Origin of the sequence: Buttiauxella selenatireducens (genome assembly GCF_031432975.1) — a bacterium.
Taxonomy (GTDB): domain Bacteria; phylum Pseudomonadota; class Gammaproteobacteria; order Enterobacterales; family Enterobacteriaceae; genus Buttiauxella; species Buttiauxella selenatireducens.
In genome coordinates this window covers 4,496,318-4,518,811 of the sequence record NZ_CP133838.1, presented here as the reverse complement: position 1 = coordinate 4,518,811, position 22,494 = coordinate 4,496,318, and the positions used below count along the sequence as shown (strand labels likewise).

Below are 22,494 nucleotides of genomic sequence, written 5' to 3'. Positions count from 1 at the left end.
TGAGCAATAAGGGTGAAGCAATAAGAATTCGTTAAGCCAGGCGATGACCGGCTCGCTAGTTCAGTGTCTTGCGTGCTATCTGGTCACTTCCGAACCGCTGCAAGCTAATTCGGAAGTGACAGGCGAGTGGGATTACGAAGGCAGGGTGATCCACACCGTTTTCGTTTCCATCAGGTAGTCGAGCTGCTCAGGACCCAGATCTTTTCCAAAACCAGAATCCTTGAAACCACCAAACGGCAGTGCCGGGTCGATTGTGCTGTGTGCGTTGACATACACAGAGCCGGCTCGAAGCTGAGGAATCAGCGTGTGTACGCGGGCGAGGTCGTTCGAATAAATTGCGGCAGCCAGGCCAAACGGCGAATCATTGGCGAGCTCAATAGCTTCCTCGACGGTATCGAATGGGGCAGTCACCAATACCGGGCCAAAGATCTCTTCCTGTACGATGCGCATATCGTTGCGACAGTGAGCAAAGATGGTTGGCTCGACGAAGAAACCCTCTCCCTTGTGAGGTTTTCCACCATAGTAAAGTTTCGCACCTTCGCGTACGCCAGCATCAATGTAGGACAGTACAGAGTCCTTCTGCCTGGCTGATACCAGTGGGCTGATGAAGCACTCCCGATCCAGCCCTGGCGCAACCTTCAGCGTCGAGGTGTAGTCGGCAAGTGCGGTCAGGAAGCGATCATAAATACTGCGGTGAATATAGGCGCGGGTACCGGCATCGCACACCTGGCCGGAGTTAAAGAACACACCGTTGGCGACAGCCTGAGCCGCAGCAGGAATATCCGCATCTTCCAGTACCAGAACAGGGGACTTGCCTCCCAGTTCCAGGGTCACACGCTTGATGTTCTCAACGGCGGTATGCCCGACTTTACGGCCAACAGGAGTGGAGCCGGTAAAGGTGACTTTGTCGATCCCCGGATGGTTGGCCATAGCTGCGCCAATCACATTGCCGTGTCCTGTGATGATATTGACCACGCCGTCAGGAATACCGGCTTCCTGGACTAATTCAGCAAAACGCAGCGTCGACAACGATGTCAGTTCTGCGGGTTTAATCACGGCAGTACAACCTACCGCCAGTGCAGCCGCCAGTTTCCACGCCATGGTTTGCAGTGGGAAATTCCACGGAACAATCGCGGCAACGACACCAATCGGCTCTTTGCGGGTATACGCCAGATAATTGCCCGGCAGAGAGGGCTCGACGGTGCGACCATGCAGCTTAGAAGCCCAGCCTGCGAAATAGCGGAAGGTGTCGATGGTGCCCTGAATATCGACATCACGTGCCTGCGACACCGATTTCCCCATATCAATCGATTCGATCTCAGCCAGTTCATCAGCGTTGGCTTCTATCAGGTCAGCCAGGCGGTGCATCAGGCGCTCGCGCTCCAGCGGCTTCAGGCGACACCATTCACCGTGGTCGAACTGGTGGCGGGCGGCAGCCACGGCGCGGTCAAGGTCTGCGGTGCTCGCCAATGGAATAGAGGTCAGTATGCCTTGTGTGGACGGCTCAATAACGGCACTCACTTCCCCTGCGCTTCCATCAATCCACTCGCCACCGATAAACATTTTCTGCGGCTTAGCCAGGAAGCGTTGCGTTGCCTCGGAAATACCGTATCGGTCAAGATAGTGTTTTACGGTTGCGTCCATTTGATCATCCTCTCTTTTTTTATTATCCGGATTATGTTCAGCGAGACAGGGCTTGCTTACGCTCGTAGAAAATGAAACCAATGCTGTTCATCAGCAATTGGGCCGCCAGAATTGAGGTCACACCGGTGGGATCGTAGGCAGGAGCCACTTCGACCAAATCCATGCCGATAATGTTTCCACCACTGCGTTTGGCCAGTGCCTGAATGATTTCCAGTACCTCGTAGTACTGGAAGCCACCGTGGCTCGGCGTGCCGGTACCTGGCGCGATAGACGGGTCGAAACCGTCGATATCGATGGTGAGGTAGTAGTTACAACCCTCGGGGATCTGCGCCAGCACAGCCTCGGTGCCTAGTCGGCGCACGTCACGCACAGACAAGATGTTTGAACCTGCTGCGCGGGCGGCGTCATAGTCGCTGCGGTTGGATGAGGAGACATTCCTGATACCAAGCTGCGTCATGCCGACAATATGGTCCATTTCTGACGCGCGGCGTAGTGGGCTGCCGTGTCCGTAGCGCACACCGTGGCGTTCATCGACAAAATCGAGGTGGGCGTCGAAGTGCACGATGTGAATCGGCCCTCGTCCGGCATACGCCTTGATGACCGGAGCGTGTATCGAATGGTCGCCTCCCAGCACCACCGGCATGGCGCCGGAGTCAAGAATTTTGCGTACTGCCAGTTCGATGTTGGCGTTACTACTGACCATATCGGTATGCACAATGTCAGCATCACCCACATCGACCATGCGTACCTGATCTTGAGTCAGATAGAGCACATCATCTTCATGGTCATAAGCACCAGCATGACCGAATGAAAACAGAGTCGATGCCTCGCGAATACCGCGTGGTCCAAAGCGGGCGCCAGCACGCCATTGGGTTCCCATATCATTAGGGGCACCCAGAATTGCCACGTCGGCATCAATCTCTTCCCAGTTGAGGCACACCGGCGATTTTGCAAAAGTACAATGCCCGACAAACGGCAAGTTTAATCGTCCAGACTCATAGTTATTGTTCCCCATTTTCACTCCCCATCTGTGGATTTTCTGGTAAAGGGCAGGCACTGGTTTATTTGCCTTAACAATGACTATGGTCAACAATTCGCAGTATAAAAATAGAAAATATCAGATGTTCATATCGCCATTTCCGAAGCAAAGCGTAAGAGGAAAAAGAAGTGAATCAACTGCACAATATTGACCTGAAGCTGCTGAGAATTTTCATGACAATTGTGAAATGCAAAGGCTTTTCGGCCGCTCAGGCAGCCCTGAATGTCAGTCAATCCACGATCAGTGAACAGATGACCAGCCTTGAGACACGGCTCGGTGTCAAATTATGCGAACGCGGACGAAGTGGCTTTCGGTTGACTGAACATGGCGCGGCGACCTACGAAGCAGCACAACGTTTGTTATTGGCAGTCGATACATTTTGTATGGATACCTCGTCACTCAAGCGGCACATCTCCGGCAGACTCTATCTGGGCATTATCGACAACACCGTTACCGATAGCGGCAGCATACTGTCACGCACTTTGCGACAGTTCGTCTCGCATGGACACGATGTACAACTGGATATCTACATTGGTACGCCTGCTGAGCTGGAGGAGCGCGTGCTGGATGGACGGTTGCACGTCGCCATAGGACATTTTCCGTTCGAGGTGGCAGGGTTGGACTACAAGCCGGTATACGATGAAGAAGATGGTTTGTACTGCAGTTGCTACCATCCGCTATTCGAAAACCGGGCTGAGGGCGATGACCTGATTGCAGCGGTGCGGGATAGTCAAATCGTGGCGCGTGGCTTCCTGCAACAACGCGATCTGCAAATGCTCAAATCAGGAAGTGCGGCGGCGACCGTAGACAATGTCGAGGCGCAAGCCATTCTGATCCTGACCGGGGCGTACATCGGTTTCCTTCCCATACATTACGCCCGCCAATGGGTTGAGTCCGGTCAGATGCGCCAGATTGTGCCGAAGCAATTTGGTTCTAAATGGCCGTTCTCTTCAGTCACCAAACGTGCAGCAACACAACCCGCTATTCTTCGTGTGTTTATGGAGGCGTTGATGAGCCATTGCAGTCCAGGCTTAGCCCGATAAGCATGGTGTTATCGGGCTGCCAGTGATCAATGAGTACGTGGGTCGCTGATGGGTTGACGAACCAGGAAGATGTAAGCGAGCGCACCCAGAGCCGTGACGCAACCGCAGATGATCAGCGCAAGACGGAACGAGTGGGTCGTATCAACAATAAAGCCGGTGACAATCGGTGCGAAAGACGCACAAATAAAACTAGCAAAGTTCTGGATACTGCCGACTGACGCCGTCATGCGTGACGCAACAGCCACGTGGATCAGTCCCCAGCAGGAAGTTCCGGCAAAATGAATACAGAACAGCGCCATACCAATCAGTAAGACGGCCTCCATAGACGTTGTGGCCTGAGGAACCACGAAGGTAAATGCAGCAGAACAGAACATCCCTGCGATGATGCAGATCTTACGGCTTTTAATCGGTGCCATCCCACCTTTCACCAGCCAGTCCGTGACAAAGCCATTCACCAGCATACCCACAGCACCAAACAGGAACGGAATCGCGGCCATTAGCCCAGTGCTTTTGAGATCCAGATTATAAGATGTTTGCAGATAGCCAGGCAGCCAGGCCAAATACAGCCACGCGGTATAGTTAATGCCGCTAAAGCCAAGCATCATGCCCCACATGGTGCGGTTACGAAATAAACTGCGCCACTCTGCAAAACTCAGCGGATCGCGGCGTGCGTTAACGCTTCCGGCATTCAGATACGCTTGTTCCACGCCAGTCAGTTCAATCTGTTCACGGTTGCGATAGAGCATGTACCAACCTATGGCGAGGAAAACACCTAATACGCCGATAGTAATAAACATCCCGCGCCAACCCATCACCAGCATCATTGCGGCCAAAATTGGCGGGCTTATCGCTACCCCAATAGTGGAGGCGGCGTTAAAAAGCCCCATCGGGCGACCCCGTTCTTTGATGTTGAACCAGTCGTTGATGACCTTCACGCCGCACGGGTTCATTGGCGCTTCGCCAATCCCCATGCCTATGCGGACCAGGACAAACTGAGTGAAGGTATGCACCATGCCGGAGAGCGCCTGGAACAGTGACCAGAAGAACATTCCCAGGCCGAGCATAATGCGCGGACCTTTGCGATCTAACAGCGGGCCGCAGGGAAGTTGTGCAATACCATAAGCGAGTGAAAAGACGGAAAGCAGGACACCGATTTGAGTTGCACTGAGTCCTAATTCTTCACGAATGGTTAAATTCGCTACCGACAGTGAACTGCGATCGAGGTAATTAATTACAGCAGCAAAAAATAGCAAAATCATTGCCGTAGTCTGTATTCTTTTTATTCTGCTGCTACGTTGAATCATCCCATCTGGCGGGACGGAAATATCCGCAGGTGAGGGCGCGTCAAATGAAGAACGCGGGTCTAGGCTAATGTTTTCTCTTTCCACACCGGACTCCTGAACCTTATGATTTTATTTTCTGCTCAACAAAATGCTGAGCAGGATTTATTTAAACGACAAGTGATAAATGTTATTCACCACCACTCACGAGTTTTTTCTAATGCAGTCGACTTGACGTGAGCATAGGTAAGGCACAATTTTCTGGCGTTTAAATTTGATAAAATCGTGTTGCCGTTAATGATTATCTGTTTTTAATCGGCATTTAATGGGCGCTTTCAAGACTCTGGTTTATTGAACGAATCATCGATTGTTTGGCTGAATTCAAATGGTTACGTAGCGCCAGCGTCGCATCCAGATCGCTGCGGCAAATCAGGGCGCTGAGAATGGTCATGTGTTCGTCGACAGCAATGATGTTTCGCTGCTTGAGATCCCGCTCATCCCACTGGTAGTGGAAGTGAAAGATGACGGATATTATCTCAAGGGATTGATTGAAAAAGATATTGTCAGCAGCTGAAAGCAGCAGGGCGTGAAACTCGTGGTCAAGCTGGGAGAACATGCGAAAACTGCTGCCGATGCTATCGCGAAGCATCCGATGGCGTTCCAGCAAGGTTTTTGCCCTTAGCCAACGAGGGTCGCTATCCGGCAGATTCAGAAAATGTTGCAGAGCGTGTGTTTCCAACATTTCACGCAGTTCAAACAGTTGCTCTGCCCAGGATTGATCAAACTGCTTCATGCTCCACTGGCCGCGTTTCTCGTTTTGAATGAGGTTATAACGCCCGAATTTTAAAAGATATTCCCGCACAACGACCGGACTGACGCCTGCGGCACGCGCCAGTTGAAGCTCGGAAAATGTCTCACCGGCGCGCAACTGCCGTTGGTTAATCATGGTGAAAAAAGCTTGCTCGAAAATATGATTTTGCTCAGCCAGTGAGGCGGTGATGCAGGAGAAACCGTCGTCATGGCTGGGCTTACGGGCGATCACGTAGTCGCTGCCGACTGGCGTCAGCACGCCGCACTCACTTAAATGACCCATGATATGGCGCACCGTGGTGCGGCTGATGTTGTACATCTCCGCCAGAGCACTCTGCGAAGGTAGTGGGGAAGGGATATGGTCGCGAGCCATATCATCGATCATTTGGTTAATCACATTGTGGCGTAAATTTTGCGAGCGGCTCATTGGACTCTCCATCTTTGGCGAATTAAAACCCGATTTTGGTGTATTAAAACCACATTTAGAACATTTTTATGCGTCTGTATTCACAGATTACGATTCCTGTTTCTCCGATGTTTTTATTTTCATCGATATCTGATGCAACAGAAAACAGGAGAATAGAATTATGTCCACGATGAATACGCTGATTTGTCAGGAACCGAAGAAATTAGTCTGGAATGAACGTAAAATTCCTATTCCAGGGGAAGGGGAAGCATTAATAAAAATTAAATCTGTTGGAATTTGCGGGACAGATATTCATGCCTGGGGAGGTAATCAACCTTTTTTCAGTTACCCTCGCGTTCTGGGTCATGAAATATGCGGTGAAATTGTTGAACTGGGGAAAAATACCCAGCAGCTGAAAAATGGTCAACAGGTTGCGGTTATTCCCTACGTGGCGTGTCAACAATGTCCAGCGTGTAAAAGCGGGCGAACCAACTGCTGCGAGAAAATTTCGGTGATTGGTGTACATCAGGATGGCGGATTCAGCGAGTATTTGTCTGTTCCGGTGACGAACCTGCTGGTTGCTGACGGTATTGATCCATTGGCGGCAGCGATGATTGAGCCATATGCCATTAGCGCACATGCGGTACGCCGGGCGGCGATTGAACTCGGTGAACAGGTACTGGTTGTCGGCGCAGGCCCCATTGGCTTGGGTGCGGCGGCCATCGCCAAAGCGGATGGCGCGCAGGTTGTCGTCGCCGATACCAGCCCCGCTCGTCGGGAGCATGTGATATCTCGCCTGGCGCTACCGGTTATCGACCCGTCAGCCGAGGATTTTGACCTCCAACTGCGCGCACAATTCGACGGCTCATTGGCACAAAAAGTCATTGATGCCACGGGGAATCAACACGCGATGAACAACACCATTAATCTGATTCGCCACGGCGGCAGTATTGTTTTCGTCGGGTTGTTTAAGGGCGATTTGCAGTTTTCTGACCCCGATTTTCACAAGAAAGAGACCACTATGATGGGCAGTCGTAACGCCACGCCGGAGGATTTCGCCAAAGTGGGACGCCTGATGGCGGAAGGCAAACTGACCGCAGACATGATGTTGACGCATCGTTACCCCTTCGCCACCCTGGCGGAAATCTATGAAAGTGATGTGATTAACAACCGTGATCTGATCAAAGGCGTGATTACTTTCTGATAAGGATATGACCATGAACACATTGAATCGGAATGATTTTCCTGGTGCGAGCTATCCGACGAAAGTGATCCAGTTTGGTGAAGGTAACTTTCTGCGGGCCTTTGTGGACTGGCAGTTAGATATCCTTAATGAGAACACCGATTTGCAGGCGGGAGTCACCCTTGTTCGCCCCATTAATACTGATTTTCCGCCGTCGTTAAACATCCAGGATGGCCTGTACACCACGGTGGTACGTGGCCTGAACGAGCAGGGCGAGGCCGTCAGTGACGCACGGCTGATCCGCTCGGTGAATAACGAGATTAACCCATATCAGGATTTTGCCGGATATCTGGCGCTGGCGCATAACCCCGATATTCGCTTTATTTTTTCTAACACCACTGAGGCCGGGATTAGCTATCACGCAGGTGACAGTATCAATGATGCCCCACCTGTGAGCTTCCCTGCCAAACTGACGCGCCTGCTGTTGGAACGTTTTAACCATTTCAACGGCGCACCAGACAAAGGCTGGGTGATCATTCCCTGCGAACTGATTGACTATAACGGCGATGCGCTCAAGACCTTCATTCAGCGTTATGCGCAGGAGTGGCAACTGTCTCCGGCGTTTCTCGACTGGCTGGAGACGGCAAACACATTCTGCTCTACGCTGGTGGACAGAATCGTGACCGGCTATCCACGCGAGGAGGCGCCAGCGCTGGAAGATCAGTTGGGGTATCACGATGAGTTTCTCGTCGCCGCCGAGCATTTTTATCTGTTTGTGATTCAGGGGCCGGCCTGGCTGGCAGATGAGTTAAAACTGGCGGAGTGTTCGCTGAATATCCGCATTGTTGCTGATATCAAGCCGTATAAAGAGCGTAAAGTCGCCATTCTCAACGGGGCGCATACCGCACTGGTGCCAGTGGCGTTGCTGTGTGGGCTAGATACCGTCGGCGAGGCGATGCAGGACGATGATGTTCGCCACTTTGTGGAAAAGGCGATTAGCCAGGAGATTATTCCGGTGTTGGATCTCCCCGCCGGCGAGCTGCGCGAATTTGCCGATGCGGTGACAGGACGTTTCCAGAACCCATATATCCGCCATCAGCTACTTTCTATCGCGCTCAACGGCATGACGAAATTCCGCACGCGTATTTTGCCTCAGCTACTGGCGGGTCAAAAGAATGGCGCGTATCCCGTGCGACTGACGTTTGCGCTTGCCGCGCTGATCGCTTTTTACCGTGGTGAGCGGGCGGGTGGGTCATATCCACTACAGGACGATGAACAGTGGCTCACGCTCTACCAGCAGATGTGGCCGCGCGTGGGGGCGGATCTGACATTGCGCGAACTGGTGGATGCTGTGCTTAGTGATAACACGCATTGGGGTGAGGATTTAACGTTGTTACCGGGGCTTGCAGCCCAGGTGACTGTATGTCTGGAAAATATTCTGGTGCAAGGGATGCGCCAGGCAGTAAAAGCACTGGATTAAGGTTACCTTGCCTTTGCAGCGCCCAGAGTTGTGTTGGGCGCTGTTTTTTTAACCTTCAGCAGCAAATACAGAAGAAGCAGACATAATAGAAACAGCAGCAATAGCAGCAGCAATAATATTTTTATTCATAGCAATATTCTTTGAGTGTTTATATAAGGTCAATAACCAGCTTATTAATTATAAACTGTTTATTTGGCTTTTCCATAAAAATGAAAGGTGTGTTATACAGAAAGTATTAAAAGTAAAGCTGCAATAACGGCATTACTTGTGATAAATACAGTTAATCACTTCCCCTTTAAGTTGCCCCTCTCTGATGAAGCGCATTATCCATAACAGAAAAAATAGGTTCAATCATTTTTGAGGATATAAAAACACCGCCAGTCCATATGTGGACTTATAATTTTTACTGGTGATTTTTAATCAAGAATACATGATTGGCAAAATGCGCATTCAATCTCACAAGAAACCAAAAAACGAATACATGAATGGCGTCTGGGTCTAAAAGTAGACAAAAAAACAGTTGAGTGAAGGATGCTCTTCATATAAATATTGTAAACCAATACTCATTGGCTACATTGAATTGAAAGAAACGAGTAATATTATTCTGATGTTTTCCCTATTTCATTCATGTCTGGCTGACCTAAAACGCCTGTTCCCTCAGGAGATGTTTTCAATATTTACAGGATGACCTAAAGAAAATGCTATGGAATATCACAGTGTATTACTTAACAAAAATAATTAAAGTATTGATCGTTTTAACTCTTGTTAGCTGTGTTGTGTGGAGCTTGCTTCCTGATGCCGAAGCCATGAGCTATTTTTAATGTCCTCAGATAAAGGTGATACCTGTGTTTTCTCGATTCTTTGCAGCCCATCTACGGGTAATTTATGATCAATATAATTATTGATAATGATAATGGTTTTTACCGTCTCGGGTTTCAGACCCTTCTGAGTAAAATATTTCTCGAAAGGTTTGGAAAGAAAACCACCTTCACCAGTGGCATAGATACGCTAAGTGCTGCAAAGGCTGATGTCATTATCATGAAGCTTGCTCCAGGAGAAAGTGGTGTTTGCCACCCTGCATTATATGCCAGAAGGAAAGGTAGCCTGATCATTGGCGATTATGAAGTGGTGCGTAAACCGTATATTGATGAGCTTCCACTTTGTTTTGAAAATATGATTTTTATTAATCGCAACGAACCGATAACCCTTTTGACCGAAAGGATAGTAGACGGCTGGGAACATTGTAGTGATAAAGCTATTACTGCCAGCCAGTGGCAATGCCTGGCCTGTGGACACAAAACACTTTCACCACAACAGATAAAGGTCGCGACTCATTATTCTCAGGGAAGCAGTCCTCATCAAATAGCTCAGAGCCTGGATATCAATATCAAAACTGTTTTCGCACATAAAAGAATAATTATGGGGAAATTTAATCTGAACTCAGACTGTGAATTACTCCGTCTACTTAATGTGATGAATAAACTGAAAAATAATGTCTCTGCCATTCCCATCATGAACATATAATAATAAAACACAAAGGATGTGTATGAAATCACTCACTTTACTACCATTCTCATTGTTGGGATTATCCCTGTTTGGGGCTGCAATACAGGCTAACGCTACGGGGCTGGTTTCGGGTGATTACCAGCTTCGAAGCGATCTTGTCTGGCTTAATAATCGCAATATTCTAAATATCAATCTCTCTACCTGGCCGCTGAGCCAGGAGGAAATCGAACGGGCGATAACTGCGGCCTACAGCAATGGAGATCCAACTGTTCAGCGAGTCATTAACCGGGTTCAGAACCGTCTGGCTTTCACAAAGGGCCCCCTCAGGGTCAGTGCCAGGACACAATCTTCGAAATCAGCGATACCACAAGGCTTTAGCACCACCAAAACGAGCGGTACTGGGTTAGGTGCAGCAGTGGAGTTCAGTACAGAAACATGGGATATCAATATTCAGGGGCAGCAGGAGTATGACCAGTATATAGACGATACAGCTCGGGGAAATCTCAATGGGAGCTTTGCAGGAGTGAAAGTCTTTAATCAATGGATAGCATTCGGGGAAATACCGCAGTGGTGGGGACCCGGATATGACGGCAGTCTCATTCGCTCAGATGCCGCACGCCCTGTAACGGGTTTATTGATGCAACGCGCTGAACAGTCACCTTTCGAATCCCCATGGTTATCCTGGATGGGAAACTGGCAATATCAGCTTTCAGCAGGGCAATTACGTCAGTATCAACGCCCTGAAGATCCCAAACTTATCGGTGGGCGATTAACGGTTAATCCAGCCACGCCATTAGAAGTGGGTTTTTCCAGAATAATGATGTGGGGCGGAAAAGGTCGTCCCAATAATATGTCATCCTTTTGGGACGCCTTCGCAGGACACGACAATACCGGGAACCAGGCTCGAGACCCTGGCGATCAAATGGCGGGTGCTGATTTTAACTGGAAGCTGTATACGCTTACCGGGATTCCTGTGTCGATTTATGGCCAGGTCATCGGTGAAGATCAGGCAGGTATTTTACCCTCACACAATACATTCCTTGCGGGTCTTCAGGGGAATCATGAGTGGGGTAACCGGCAGGTAAACTGGTATCTTGAAGGTGCAGATACCCGTTCGGGGATGAAAGAAACGGGTATCATTTATTATCACTATTGCTACCGCGAAGGTTATTACCAGCAAGGTGCCCCGCTTGGGGATGCAATGGGCGGTGATGGAACGCGTTACTCCGGAAAAACAGAAATCGTACTGGAAAATGAACAACGTCTCAGTACAAAACTGATGTGGGCCAGAGTTAACCGTACCTCGCAAAGCATCAACAAAACCTATCCCTCTTCTGATACGTTAAAAGGTGTTGAACTGGGCTGGTCATTGCCGGCTTCAAACAAGGCTACGATCGAGATGGGTGCATGGTATGTGGGGTATGACAGTCAGCAGCATAATGATACCGGCATTTCTGTGTCTGTTGCGTTGTCAGCTGGAGGTGGGTAATCATCAGGGACATAATGTTATATCTTTCGATACGACTGTTTTTATTCAATATATTCATCTCTACAACAGTGGCGCTAGTACTGTTCTGGTAATTTATTAATTCTGATTAGCAATCCCCTTTTGATGACGATGTAGCCCCCTTTATTGAGACTGGACAACATTTTCATCACTCCGCAGCGTGACATGGGGGTTCTATCTAAAATGTATTTGGCCGCTGAAACCGTAGCTCGAGTTTCAAAATCTTCCTCATTCAGGGCCATAAGAAGGTTGCAAATCAACTGATAGGTCGAAATACCGCTGTTTGTCTTAACATACTCGTTAAAGCGGTACGTCACGTGCATCAGAAAATAAGAAATACTCTTCCATAAATCATGTTCATCCACATGCTCTAAAATGACGTCCAGTGGCAGATAAAGATACTCAATTGGCGTGGTGGACTGAATGATCACGTTGGAAGGGTCTGACATCAGTAACGACTGATTTTTAATGTACTGCTTAATCATTTCCATACATTGAAATGTCCATGTGAAGGATGTATTTAATACGCTTCAGAAAAATATCGAAATAAATAAGCGCCGAAAGATGATAATCAACTCTGGAAAAATTTATGTTATATGTTAATGATGACGGTTACTCGTTTTATTGATTACCAGAAAGAAACAGTCGGTATCAGTAATTATGAACTGATTTGCAATCTGTTAAATTCTCTTAACAATGAAACCTTTGAAATTCGTGCAACCACGACGGCATTAGAATACATAAAATCAAGAAGTATGCTTTCACGTAGTGGGATAATGAAAACATTATCCGGTCTGAAGACCGGTGGGTATATCACGACTAATAAAGGACTTTTGGTGAAGTTAAATGTACTGCCTAAAAGATTTTAATAAAAACAACGTCTTTTGGCCGTTGCTGTTTACGGGGCTTTTTGCTTGTTAATGCTGATTTTGTCATGAGTCACCTCTGGTTGAGAGTTTACTCACTTAGTCGCGTGTCCACTATTCGCGGGTAGGATCACCCACCACCAGTGATGCTGCTTTTCGGCCAGTGCCACATATTTTTTCATCGCCTATCCGTTCGGTTGGTTTAGGCCACTATGGATTATTGCAGAATAAAAAATGTGAAGAGGTGCGAGGTTGTATGTTTAATAACCATAAATCACTATGATTACCTTTCTGGAGTATCCCCGGCATATCCCCAGAAATAACAAAGGACTCACGTTTTTAGCGTAAGTCCTTGTTTTATTTGGTGGCCCCTGCTGGACTTGAACCAGAGACCAAGCGATTATGAGTCATATGAATATCATGTTTCATTATTTTTCACCTTTTTTCACAATAGATTAAATATCATAAATAACAGTTATTTATTTACTATCTGTTGTTTCATGTTGTTCTGGGTTTTTACCTTCAGTATCATCCTTACGTCACCCACTACGTCACCCAGAATCAGTCTGGGTGACGTAACGAACAAAGGACTGAAGAAGACTATGGCCGATAATTTAACTGTCTCGATGATCAGTGGCTTAAAGCCGAAAACAACGGCTTACTATGAATGGGATAAAAGTGGTGAGCGTGGGGCAGGGCGATTAGGGGTGAAAGTTGAGCCATCGGGTCAGCGAGTATTTTACTATCGTTACTTTTGGCAAGGTAAACGGCAATTCATTCTACTTGGCCGCTTTCCGGAATTGTCACTCGCTCAGGCAAGGCAGCAATGCAAAGAGCATGCTGGTCTACTTAAAGAGGGAAAAGCCCCCAAAGCTGAAATCGCGGAGCAACTCTTTACTGCCGAACAACAACAGCGTGAAGACCAACTCAAAGGCAGCATTGAGCAACTCATTTTGGGTTACACCACCAAAATGCGTGAAGACGGCAAACGCACCTGGCAACAGGTCTTGTACCGGCTGGAAAAAGAAACCTACTCATTTATACCTAAAGCGACGAAAGCGCGTGACGTTACACCCGCTCATATCAAACAAATTCTGGCGGCTATTATTAAGCGTGGTGCCTCGGTTGAAGCAAACCGTGTCCGCTCTTATCTGATGGCCGCATTCAATTATGGATTGAAGGCAGATAACGACCCGGCAAACCACCAGCAGAATGTTATGTTTGGGCTCCTGATGAACCCAGTCAGCGTCATTCCTAAACAGTCAGCAGCAGAAAAGCCGGGTACAAACTGGCTGAAATTAGATGAGTTGCTGCAATTGATGGGGGATTTCCCCAAAGCACCAAAAGTGGGCTTGTTAATCAGCCAGTTGCTTAACTTGTGCGTCTACACCGGTGGGCAGCGGCCACATGAACTCGTTTCCAGCCGCTGGGATGCGATTAACTGGGAAGAGAAAACATTATTGATAGTGGCGGATGTGTCGAAAAATAAAAGGGACCATCTAGTGCCTTTGACAGAGTCAGCCATTGGGATTCTCGAAAAGTTGAAAGCTGAGAATCTTAACCAGAGCCCCTATATCTTCCCGCAGCGCATCAAACCTGAACAGCATCTGCGCACAGACAGCTTCGCCCAAGCCATCATCTATTATCGGGAACACTTTGCGTTGAGCCCATCTTTTATTGCTCGTGATATTCGCCGGACCTGTAAGACTCTGATGGGGGAAGCGGGTATCGCTAAAGACCTTCGAGACCGCATTCAGAACCATGCTTTACAGGACGTAAGTTCTAAACACTATGATCGTTACGATTACCTGGTTGAAAAGCGGAAGGCACTCGAAATCTGGGAGTCGCGTGTGAATAACCACCAGCAACAGCAAGAAAACAATGTAGTGAATCTATTTGGGCAGAGATAAAGTCTGATTAAATCGGATCTCTGGATTTGCTGGCGAGGCCGACGGTTTTCGCCAGTTTTCGGTTGCGTTTAAGTTTAAGCTGTCGCTCAATTTCGTGTACGGGTTTACCTGTTTCAATGGCTGTTGAGCTGGCAACGGAGCGGTAGATTTGTTCTTGGGTTATTTGATACGGCATGGTTTCTCCCTTCATGGACAACACTTGGTAGAGTTTAATCAGCAGTTGTTTAAATGGGCTGAGATGTAAGTACATTGAGATCTTAGTAGATACCATCGTTTGTTCGATAATCATACAGAACACTAAGATGATTTCTTTAGTCATCCCCTACGTATTACTTCCCTAACGATATATCCATATGAGCGTATCCTGGAGAAGGATGGTGTATCTCTGCTCAAAAACAGAAAACCCCATCACTTCAGTATTTCTTAATTCTTACCGGGCTAATTAATGCGCATCAGTCAAACCCGCAGTGCGGATTTCTTTGTTACTAAAAGTGTTTTTTTGATCGGCATCGATTTTGAAGAAAGAAATGGTGAGTTTGTATTATATATTTTGATGGTGATTATTTGTGCGGTGATTATATTTTCCTTTAATGACGGTTTATTCTTTGTATTTTTAGTATGTTTAACATTTTTTACGCAAAGGTGAATATTGATGATGATCAATATTCACCAGAATGAGAGGTGATAATTTAAACCGTTTTTTTTATGCGGATGTAAATAAGGTATTATAATGAATAGCGTTTTTAAAGTAATTTGGAGTGTAAGTCACTCATGTTTTATTGTCGTATCTGAACTTGCAAAAAGCAATGGTGTTAAATCAAATAATTCTAATAAAAATATAATCACAAGCCTTGTTGTTTCGCCTTTCAAAATTAAATTTATTACAGCTTTTATTTTAACATCTATTTCTGGTATATCTTCAGTTAATGCTGCCTCTCAAGTAATCCCACTGTTTTCTCCGGAGTTGAATAGTAATGGAGTTGGCAGTCTGACGATCGGAAACTCTGAAACAACTAATTTAATCACCGGCACATATGGATTTGGTGGTATTTCTCCTGGCCAGTCTGGTTTTGTTCAGATCAGCATCCGCGATGCTGAAAAAAAAGGCTATCTGATTCCGGGGAGTTCAGATGTTAATCTTTCGACCGTTAGTTTTGGTGGACATACGAAAGATATAAATTATACCGATCCTGTTACGGGAGCTACAAGAACGATTGCAGTTTACGATAATGGCAATTTTTCTAGCCAGGTTGTTGGCGATATGGTCGTGACGATCAACACCCCTGTAGGGGATAAACAATATTACAACATGAGACTTGCTTCGGTAACTGCCGGAGGAACACTCAATGTTGATGTTGGAACCAAAGATGCAAGTTGGGCCACTAATAGCCAAAATAATTTCGCTGCTGTGACTAAAGAGACACGTGTTTTTGATGTCGGTAGTCAGGCTTCAGATACAAATGATGCAGTACTAAATTATAATTCAAAAACTATTGTCAAAAGTGGCAATGTGATGAATTTTTTTCCGCCAGCAGGTAATTTTTATAATTTCAATAGCACAGATTTTTCCGGGAGATTTACAAGCGCTATTGGTGACTACACCGTAACGTCACTTAATGACTTAAAAAACTATAACACAGCATTAATCAATGCGATAAGTAATGGTACGTTATCACCGGATCAATATGACGCGGAGTTCGCAAAAGCTTATAGCAACTCAGGGAATCATAGCATTCAGTTTAATACGGGTATATCTGCAGGGGATAATATACTCAAACAAGCAAATAGAGATGTGAACTCATTTATTAATGCTCACGGTTCACGTTCCATTGTGAATATATCAAATGATGCAAATATTCAAGCGGTATTCAGCGATGTTAGTGTTGTCAGTTTAACTAATGGTGCGACGTTAAATAATGAAGGTACGCTTGGCGTGGCTGATGGTGCTGCTGGTGGGGATTATATTGTCTCGGCGCGTGACAGTACTGTAAATAACCGCGGGGTTCTTGATGCGGGAACAAGCAAAGATGTCACAAATGCCTTTGCAGGAGCGCACACGGCTATTTATGCTACGGGATCAACGCTTGTAGAAAACTCGGGTGTCATCAATGTGGCATCGCGTCAACGTTCTTTCAATGCGACGGGGGTGGTGTTAGAGGATACAGCCACATTTAACAACGGTGCAAGTGGTGTAATGAATATTGCCACTGGCGGCGAGCCCACTGATGCATTAGACAACCTGTACACCTATGGTGTTTTTGTGCAGGGATCCGCGAATGCTAATAATGCGGGGAATATTTATATTGGTCGGACAGCTCAGTCTACCATTAGTGAAGCGACGAACGATGTAGATGTGAAGCTCCCTGCTATCGGAATGTTCATCAAAAGCGGCACTATCAACAATACCGGAACTATCGCGATAGGTAAGAATGTAGAAAATGCGATGGCGATTAAAGCTGATGGAGCCGGTAACATAACCGTCAAGCAGGACGGGATTATTGATATCAATGGAACGAAGACGGCGCAAAACATTGGTATTCTTGCTGATAATGGGGCGTCCGGTATTGTTAACAACGGAAAAATTAATCTAAATGGATATAGCGCTGTAGGAATCAAATTACTTAATGGAAGTACAGCTAACAGTACGGGTGAAATCAATATCATTAATGGTGATATTTCGTCAACATTAAAGAATTTTGGTGGGTGGGTTGAGGGTAATGGTTCCTATTTGTTACTGAATGGTAGAGTTAATCTGGATGCGGATAACGCCATTGGTTTACATGCTCGTAATGGCGGTAAGATTGATATTTCTAATACGGGACAGTTAAAGCTCAATAGCGGTAAAAACCAGATTGGCTATTTTATTTATGGCAATGGTTCCGAGATTAACAATTCTTCTACGCAAGCACAGGATGTTTCCACCGAAAATTCGACGTTATATCGTATTGAGGGTGGTGCGAATTTCAACAGCAATAGTGCGGGTAGCTCTCTTCTAAAAGCGTCTGGAAAAGATTCTTCTATCATACAAGTTACTGGTATTGGCAGTAAATTTACTTCGGCAGGATCGCAATCACTTGAGATTACGGGTGATGGTGCAACAGGTATTCGAATTGAAGGTGGTGCAAGTGGTGAAATTACCTCAAATACAGCGATCATAAAAGTAGCAGGTAAAAATACGACGGCTGGAATTGTTGATGGCGACTACTATGATCTTGACGGCAATGTTATTACTGGCTTAAAAGGGGATTCTGTACTCACCAGCTTTGCAACACTTAATAGTAGCAATACTGCCAGTGGCGCTTTTGGCTATATTGCGCGCAACGGTGGCACATTAAATCACAAGGGCACTATAAATCTTGACCAGGCGGGTAGCACTGGAGTCCTCATTTCTGGCGGGACGCTTAATAATGACGGTGATATCAGTGTTAATGGTACTGCGGTAGACATTCAGGGGGCTGATTCTGTCGTTAATAATCAGTCAACTGTCAGTGCTATCGATGGAAATGCTGCTTTCCAGGTTGGCAACAACGCGACTTTAAATCTGACTGGTAATGGAGTTACTCAGGCTGCCGGAACAGCCCATGGTATTTTGCTTGCTAATGGCGCTAAAGGTTTGACCGTCAAAGATGCCACTATCGATATGGATAGCAACGGCACGGGTAGTGCCATAGAAAACATAGCCAACATTTCTGGTATCCAACTGACCAATACGACCATTAATGTTGGAAATGGAATTGGTATTCATACCGGTGCATCACTGGAGCAAACCAACTCGGGAACGATTAATGTTACCGGTAGTGGTACGGGTATTCTGTTTGAAAATCTCGCGAATGGTTCACAGACCGATCAGTCTCTCGATATGTCGGACTCAAAAAATCTGACGATTAATGTGCAGCAAGCCGCTGGTAAAGGCATTGTGACCGATGCTTCAACCGATCTTAAAACCGGGGTAAATGTAAATGTACTCGACAGCAATGGTGGTGCAGCATTAACCGTCAAAGGCACTACTCAGCAGGTAGAGCAGTCGGGTGTGCTGAAGTCTAAATCCTCAATATCTCCGGTCGTTGATATTAACAATGGTTTTGTTAATACCTTTATTAACCATGGCGATATACAGGCTGCTGATAAAGATGCCATAGCTATAGAAACGACCAATGGTAATGGTGTGAAATTCACCAATGCCAGCGGCGCAAATATCCTCGGGCAAATAAACCTTCTTAAAGGTGACAATCTGGTCACGCTGGAATCAGGTAGTACGGGTACTGATTTCACCACCGATTCCGGTAATGATGTGTTCCTGCTTTCTGGTGTGAAAGCCAGTGAAAACTTAATTTTCACATCTGTAAATGGTGGTGGCGGTGATGATACGTTGCGTTTGCAGAATGCGGCGTATATTTGGGATCGCGCCGATGCCATTACTGGCATCGAACATATTGATTTAACGTCAGGTTCTACGCTCACTCTGGATGGTATAAATCCGGCTTTGGGCGATATGGCAAGTGATGCGAATGGCACGGGCTATAACATTGATTCCACCAGCCGACTGGAACTCAAATCTACCTCTGATCTGGCATTTAACAGCCATATAACGGGCAATGGTACCGTGTTTGTTGATGCTAATAATGGGCAATTTAATTTTACTGCAAACAATGCAGTAGATGGCTTTAATGGCTCTGTGCATTTAACTAACAGCCGTTTTGAACTCTCCGGCCTGAATACCGCTGCATTGAGCAAGGCAACACTGAATACCGGAAGCGGTAACTTTACCCACGTTGGGAACGGTGAACAACACATCGGTGGCTTAGCCTTTAGTGGGGGTACTGTAAGTTTTGATTGTGTTACTCCCGGAAATAGCACCGCAGCAGGAACGATAAAAGCAACAGATATGAATCTGCTCGGACGAGGAACAGTCCAGGTTGATACGGGCAGCGTGAGTAATGCTCCTCCGCAGCTAAATAGCCAACTGACTATTCTTGAACAGGATGATGCGGGCAATCTGATTAAGTTGGCGACTTCTGATACTGCGGTTCAGGGGAGTGCAGGCAACCTGACTCTGGTCGACAAAAATGGAAATGTGATTTCTGATGCCTTGAATGCAGACATTACCCAGCAAGGTAAAACAGTGGCAATAGGGACCTGGGATTATCGCCTTACTGGTGGCGATAGTGCTGATGGTTTATACATCAACTATGGTCTTACTCAAGTAGAGCTGCTGAGTCGGGGCGCTGATTCCTTAGTCCTTAACAGTTACGGTAAACAAGGTCCATCCAGTGATCTGAGCGCCAAAGTGACTGGTAGCGGTGATTTACATATAGATACCGGTACGGGTGTGGTTTCACTGTCTAACCTGGATAACGACTATTCAGGAGAAACGGTTGTTAACAGTGGCACGCTGGCTCTGGCAAACGATGGGGTATTGGGTAACACAAATAATCTGCGTATAGAAAATAACGCAAAAGTTGATATGCAGGGGCACAGCCAGAAGGTCGGTGCTCTGAATACTGCGGCTGGTAGTCAGATAATATTGTCTGCCGGTAGTGAACTGCTTATTACAGATGGCTTGCGTACAACGGGTAATACCGACGGCGGTACTATCAGCTCTAATACGCTGCTAGGTAGCGGCAAGTTGATTATTGATCCGAGTGTCGTAACTGTAAACGGCGCGAATTCTAGTTTTACTGGCGATGTTTCGGTTGAAGGCGGCTCAACGGTATTGCTGAATAATGTGTCGGGGCTAGGTGACTCAGGCATTTTAAACCTGCAAGCAAATGACGACCGTCTAACCTTCGTCAAACAACAGGCAAACGATACAGCGATTACAGGCCAATTAAGCAAGCAACTGGCGGGCTCCGGTCTGGTTGAACTCAAGGATAATGCAGATATCACACTGACGGCAGATAACAGTGCTTTTAGTGGAAACTTTGCTGTGGGCAGCGGTAGCCAACTGCATGCCTATGCTTCTAAAAACCTGGGGACAGCAAAAGTCAATAACGACGGGATCCTGCACTTGACGGCTGATACGGGCTGGCAATTGATGAATGCCATTACTGGCACGGGTGATGTTGAGAAATTAGGCGCTGCAGATTTGGTTGTTAACCGAGAACTGTCGTATTCCGGTACAACTACTATTCAGCAGGGGCGCTGGATCCTTGGTAATAACGAGTCAGAGAATGGCAAGTTGTCAGGAAATGGTGAGGTCAATATTGCATCAGGTGCGACACTTGGTGGTAATGGTGAGGTGACAGGAAGTGTTAACAACAAGGGAACATTGGCCGCACTGAATACACTAAGCGGTTATACCAATCAGGTGAAGAGTACGCTAACGGTCGGAAGCCTCACCAATAGTGGCGAGATAAAACTGGCTGGCGCAACCGCGGGGAATGTACTGGTTGTTAATGGTAACTATACCGGTGATAACGGACTGCTTTCACTGAACACCGTATTGGGCGATGACAACTCCACAACGGACAAAATGGTAGTGAATGGCGATACCTCAGGTAGTACGCGTGTTCAGGTCAGCAATTTGGGAGGCTATGGCGCACAGACTAATAAAGGTATTGAAGTCGTTCAGGTTGGTGGCAACTCGAATGGTGATTTTACGCTCCAGGGGCGTGCCGTTGCAGGAGCTTATGATTACTTCCTGAATAAAGGGAAGTCTGATGGGAACTGGTATCTGGAATCACAACTTCGTGCTCCCGAGGATAATAAGCCAAAGCCAGAAGACACGGATAATTCTGCTTCCGAGCGTGTCGTACGTCCTGAAGCTGGGGCATACACCGCTAATATCGCGGCGGCTAATACCATGTTTGTTACCACATTACATGACCGTCTGGGTGAGACAAATTATGTTGATGCACTGACTGGTGAAGAGAAAGTGACCAGCATGTGGATGCGTAACACCGGTGGGCATAATCGTTTCCGCGACAATACTGGTCAATTGAAAACACAAAGCAATCGTTATGTCCTGCAGTTGGGGGGAGACATTGCGGATTGGGGTTCAGAAGGTGGAAGCCGTACCCATCTTGGTGTGATGGCGGGATATGGTAACAACAGCAGTAACACTCGCTCCTCGGTGACACACTACAAAGCTGATGGATCGGTTAACGGCTACAGCGTGGGTGTTTACGGCACATGGTTTGCCAACGAAGCTGAATATACCGGTACATATGTTGATACCTGGGTACAGTACAACTGGTTCAATAACAGTGTGAAGGGTGATGATTTGGCATCTGAATCCTATAAGTCTAATGGCTTTACCGCCTCAGTAGAAACGGGCTATACCTTTAAAACCGCCGAGTTCAAGGGCAGTAAAGGCAGTACTAACACTGTGTATGTTCAACCACATGCCCAGGCTGTATGGATGGGTGTTAAAGCTGATCCACATACCGAAGCAAATGGAACTCGTGTGGGAATGGAGGGAGATGGCAATCTCATGACTCGCCTGGGTGTCAGAACTTATCTCAGGGGCCATAACCAAATGGACAATGGTAAAGGGCGAGAGTTTGAGCCATTTGTTGAAGCAAACTGGATCCACAACAGCAAAAGCTTTGGTACTACGATGAATAGCGATTTCTCATCCATGGCCGGAGCCAAAGATATTGCTGAGTTGAAAATTGGTGTGGAAGGGAAAATCAACAATAGCCTCAATATCTGGGGTAATGTCGGAAGCCAAATTGGCAGCCACGGTTATAGTGATAGTGCTGCAATGATTGGTGTGAAATATAATTTTTAACTAAAACGTCCATTAAGACTTCTTCACTTTAGACCATGCCAGTCGGGAAACTGACTGGCATTTTTATTGAACGCCTCCCCAAAGCCTG

14 protein-coding genes are annotated in these 22,494 nt (G+C 46.8%); 8 read left to right on the top strand and 6 right to left on the bottom strand.

The window, feature by feature from the left end; genetic code table 11:
• Positions 1-132: 132 nt before the first annotated feature.
• Together RHD99_RS20650 and speB are read right to left on the bottom strand one after the other, a co-directional pair.
• Entirely contained in the window at positions 133-1,644 is a 1,512-nt protein-coding gene (locus tag RHD99_RS20650; RefSeq protein ID WP_309876305.1) for an aldehyde dehydrogenase family protein, read from the bottom strand.
• 37 nt (positions 1,645-1,681) lie between these two features.
• Positions 1,682-2,659, bottom strand: a complete 978-nt coding sequence (gene speB / locus RHD99_RS20645) for an agmatinase (protein ID WP_309876304.1) — start codon at positions 2,657-2,659, stop codon at positions 1,682-1,684.
• A 197-nt stretch (positions 2,660-2,856) separates the two neighbouring features.
• Between speB and RHD99_RS20640 the strand changes: the two genes are divergently transcribed.
• Positions 2,857-3,726 carry a LysR family transcriptional regulator gene (locus RHD99_RS20640; RefSeq protein WP_309876302.1) on the top strand — a complete coding sequence of 290 codons (870 nt, stop codon included), beginning with the start codon at positions 2,857-2,859 and terminating at the stop codon, positions 3,724-3,726.
• Positions 3,727-3,752: 26 nt separating this feature from the next.
• On the opposite strand, the gene RHD99_RS20635 is transcribed toward RHD99_RS20640, so the two are convergent.
• Both RHD99_RS20635 and RHD99_RS20630 read right to left on the bottom strand, forming a co-directional pair.
• Positions 3,753-5,114, bottom strand: coding sequence for an MFS transporter (locus RHD99_RS20635; RefSeq protein ID WP_309876300.1), 1,362 nt, complete (start codon positions 5,112-5,114; stop codon positions 3,753-3,755).
• Positions 5,115-5,328: 214 nt separating this feature from the next.
• Positions 5,329-6,243, bottom strand: coding sequence for a GntR family transcriptional regulator (locus RHD99_RS20630; protein WP_183273228.1), 915 nt, complete (start codon positions 6,241-6,243; stop codon positions 5,329-5,331).
• 160 nt (positions 6,244-6,403) lie between these two features.
• Between RHD99_RS20630 and RHD99_RS20625 the strand changes: the two genes are divergently transcribed.
• The 4 genes from RHD99_RS20625 (at position 6,404) to RHD99_RS20610 (ending at position 11,880) form a co-directional block, all read left to right on the top strand.
• Positions 6,404-7,426, top strand: coding sequence for a zinc-binding alcohol dehydrogenase family protein (locus tag RHD99_RS20625; RefSeq protein WP_309876297.1), 1,023 nt, complete (start codon positions 6,404-6,406; stop codon positions 7,424-7,426).
• 13 nt (positions 7,427-7,439) lie between these two features.
• Entirely contained in the window at positions 7,440-8,885 is a 1,446-nt protein-coding gene (locus RHD99_RS20620) for a tagaturonate reductase (RefSeq protein WP_309876296.1), read from the top strand.
• 885 nt (positions 8,886-9,770) lie between these two features.
• Positions 9,771-10,409 (top strand): LuxR C-terminal-related transcriptional regulator, encoded by a 639-nt coding sequence (locus RHD99_RS20615; RefSeq protein WP_309876294.1) that lies wholly within the window; start codon positions 9,771-9,773, stop codon positions 10,407-10,409.
• 22 nt (positions 10,410-10,431) lie between these two features.
• On the top strand, positions 10,432-11,880 hold the full coding sequence (locus tag RHD99_RS20610) for a capsule assembly Wzi family protein (RefSeq protein WP_309876292.1): 1,449 nt from the start codon (positions 10,432-10,434) through the stop codon (positions 11,878-11,880).
• A 74-nt stretch (positions 11,881-11,954) separates the two neighbouring features.
• Here the strand turns inward: RHD99_RS20610 and RHD99_RS20605 are convergent, their stop codons facing one another.
• Complete coding sequence (locus RHD99_RS20605; RefSeq protein ID WP_309876290.1) at positions 11,955-12,389, bottom strand: helix-turn-helix domain-containing protein; 435 nt, start codon at positions 12,387-12,389, stop codon at positions 11,955-11,957.
• Positions 12,390-12,494: 105 nt separating this feature from the next.
• On the opposite strand from RHD99_RS20605, the gene RHD99_RS24045 reads away from it, so the two are divergent.
• The gene (locus RHD99_RS24045; RefSeq protein WP_374708446.1) at positions 12,495-12,767 is read left to right on the top strand and encodes a helix-turn-helix domain-containing protein; all 273 of its coding nucleotides are present in this window, start codon (positions 12,495-12,497) and stop codon (positions 12,765-12,767) included.
• A gap of 599 nt (positions 12,768-13,366) precedes the next feature.
• Positions 13,367-14,674, top strand: a complete 1,308-nt coding sequence (locus RHD99_RS20600; RefSeq protein WP_309876288.1) for a tyrosine-type recombinase/integrase — start codon at positions 13,367-13,369, stop codon at positions 14,672-14,674.
• A gap of 7 nt (positions 14,675-14,681) precedes the next feature.
• On the opposite strand, the gene RHD99_RS20595 is transcribed toward RHD99_RS20600, so the two are convergent.
• A complete protein-coding gene (locus tag RHD99_RS20595) occupies positions 14,682-14,864 on the bottom strand; it encodes a hypothetical protein (protein ID WP_309879227.1) in 183 nt (60 codons plus the stop codon).
• 540 nt (positions 14,865-15,404) lie between these two features.
• Here RHD99_RS20595 and RHD99_RS20590 point away from each other — a divergent pair.
• Entirely contained in the window at positions 15,405-22,406 is a 7,002-nt protein-coding gene (locus RHD99_RS20590) for an autotransporter outer membrane beta-barrel domain-containing protein (protein ID WP_309876286.1), read from the top strand.
• The last annotated feature ends 88 nt before the right edge of the window (positions 22,407-22,494 follow it).

Coding starts and splice junctions, on each gene's coding strand:
- RHD99_RS20650 (WP_309876305.1), bottom strand. CDS start 1,644: ATGGACGCAACCGTAAAACACTATCTTGACCGATACGGTATTTCCGAG.
- speB (WP_309876304.1), bottom strand. CDS start 2,659: ATGGGGAACAATAACTATGAGTCTGGACGATTAAACTTGCCGTTTGTC.
- RHD99_RS20640 (WP_309876302.1), top strand. CDS start 2,857: ATGACAATTGTGAAATGCAAAGGCTTTTCGGCCGCTCAGGCAGCCCTG.
- RHD99_RS20630 (WP_183273228.1), bottom strand. CDS start 6,243: ATGAGCCGCTCGCAAAATTTACGCCACAATGTGATTAACCAAATGATC.
- RHD99_RS20625 (WP_309876297.1), top strand. CDS start 6,404: ATGTCCACGATGAATACGCTGATTTGTCAGGAACCGAAGAAATTAGTC.
- RHD99_RS20620 (WP_309876296.1), top strand. CDS start 7,440: ATGAACACATTGAATCGGAATGATTTTCCTGGTGCGAGCTATCCGACG.
- RHD99_RS20615 (WP_309876294.1), top strand. CDS start 9,771: ATGATCAATATAATTATTGATAATGATAATGGTTTTTACCGTCTCGGG.
- RHD99_RS20610 (WP_309876292.1), top strand. CDS start 10,432: ATGAAATCACTCACTTTACTACCATTCTCATTGTTGGGATTATCCCTG.
- RHD99_RS20605 (WP_309876290.1), bottom strand. CDS start 12,389: ATGGAAATGATTAAGCAGTACATTAAAAATCAGTCGTTACTGATGTCA.
- RHD99_RS24045 (WP_374708446.1), top strand. CDS start 12,495: ATGTTAATGATGACGGTTACTCGTTTTATTGATTACCAGAAAGAAACA.
- RHD99_RS20600 (WP_309876288.1), top strand. CDS start 13,367: ATGGCCGATAATTTAACTGTCTCGATGATCAGTGGCTTAAAGCCGAAA.
- RHD99_RS20595 (WP_309879227.1), bottom strand. CDS start 14,864: ATGAAGGGAGAAACCATGCCGTATCAAATAACCCAAGAACAAATCTAC.
- RHD99_RS20590 (WP_309876286.1), top strand. CDS start 15,405: ATGAATAGCGTTTTTAAAGTAATTTGGAGTGTAAGTCACTCATGTTTT.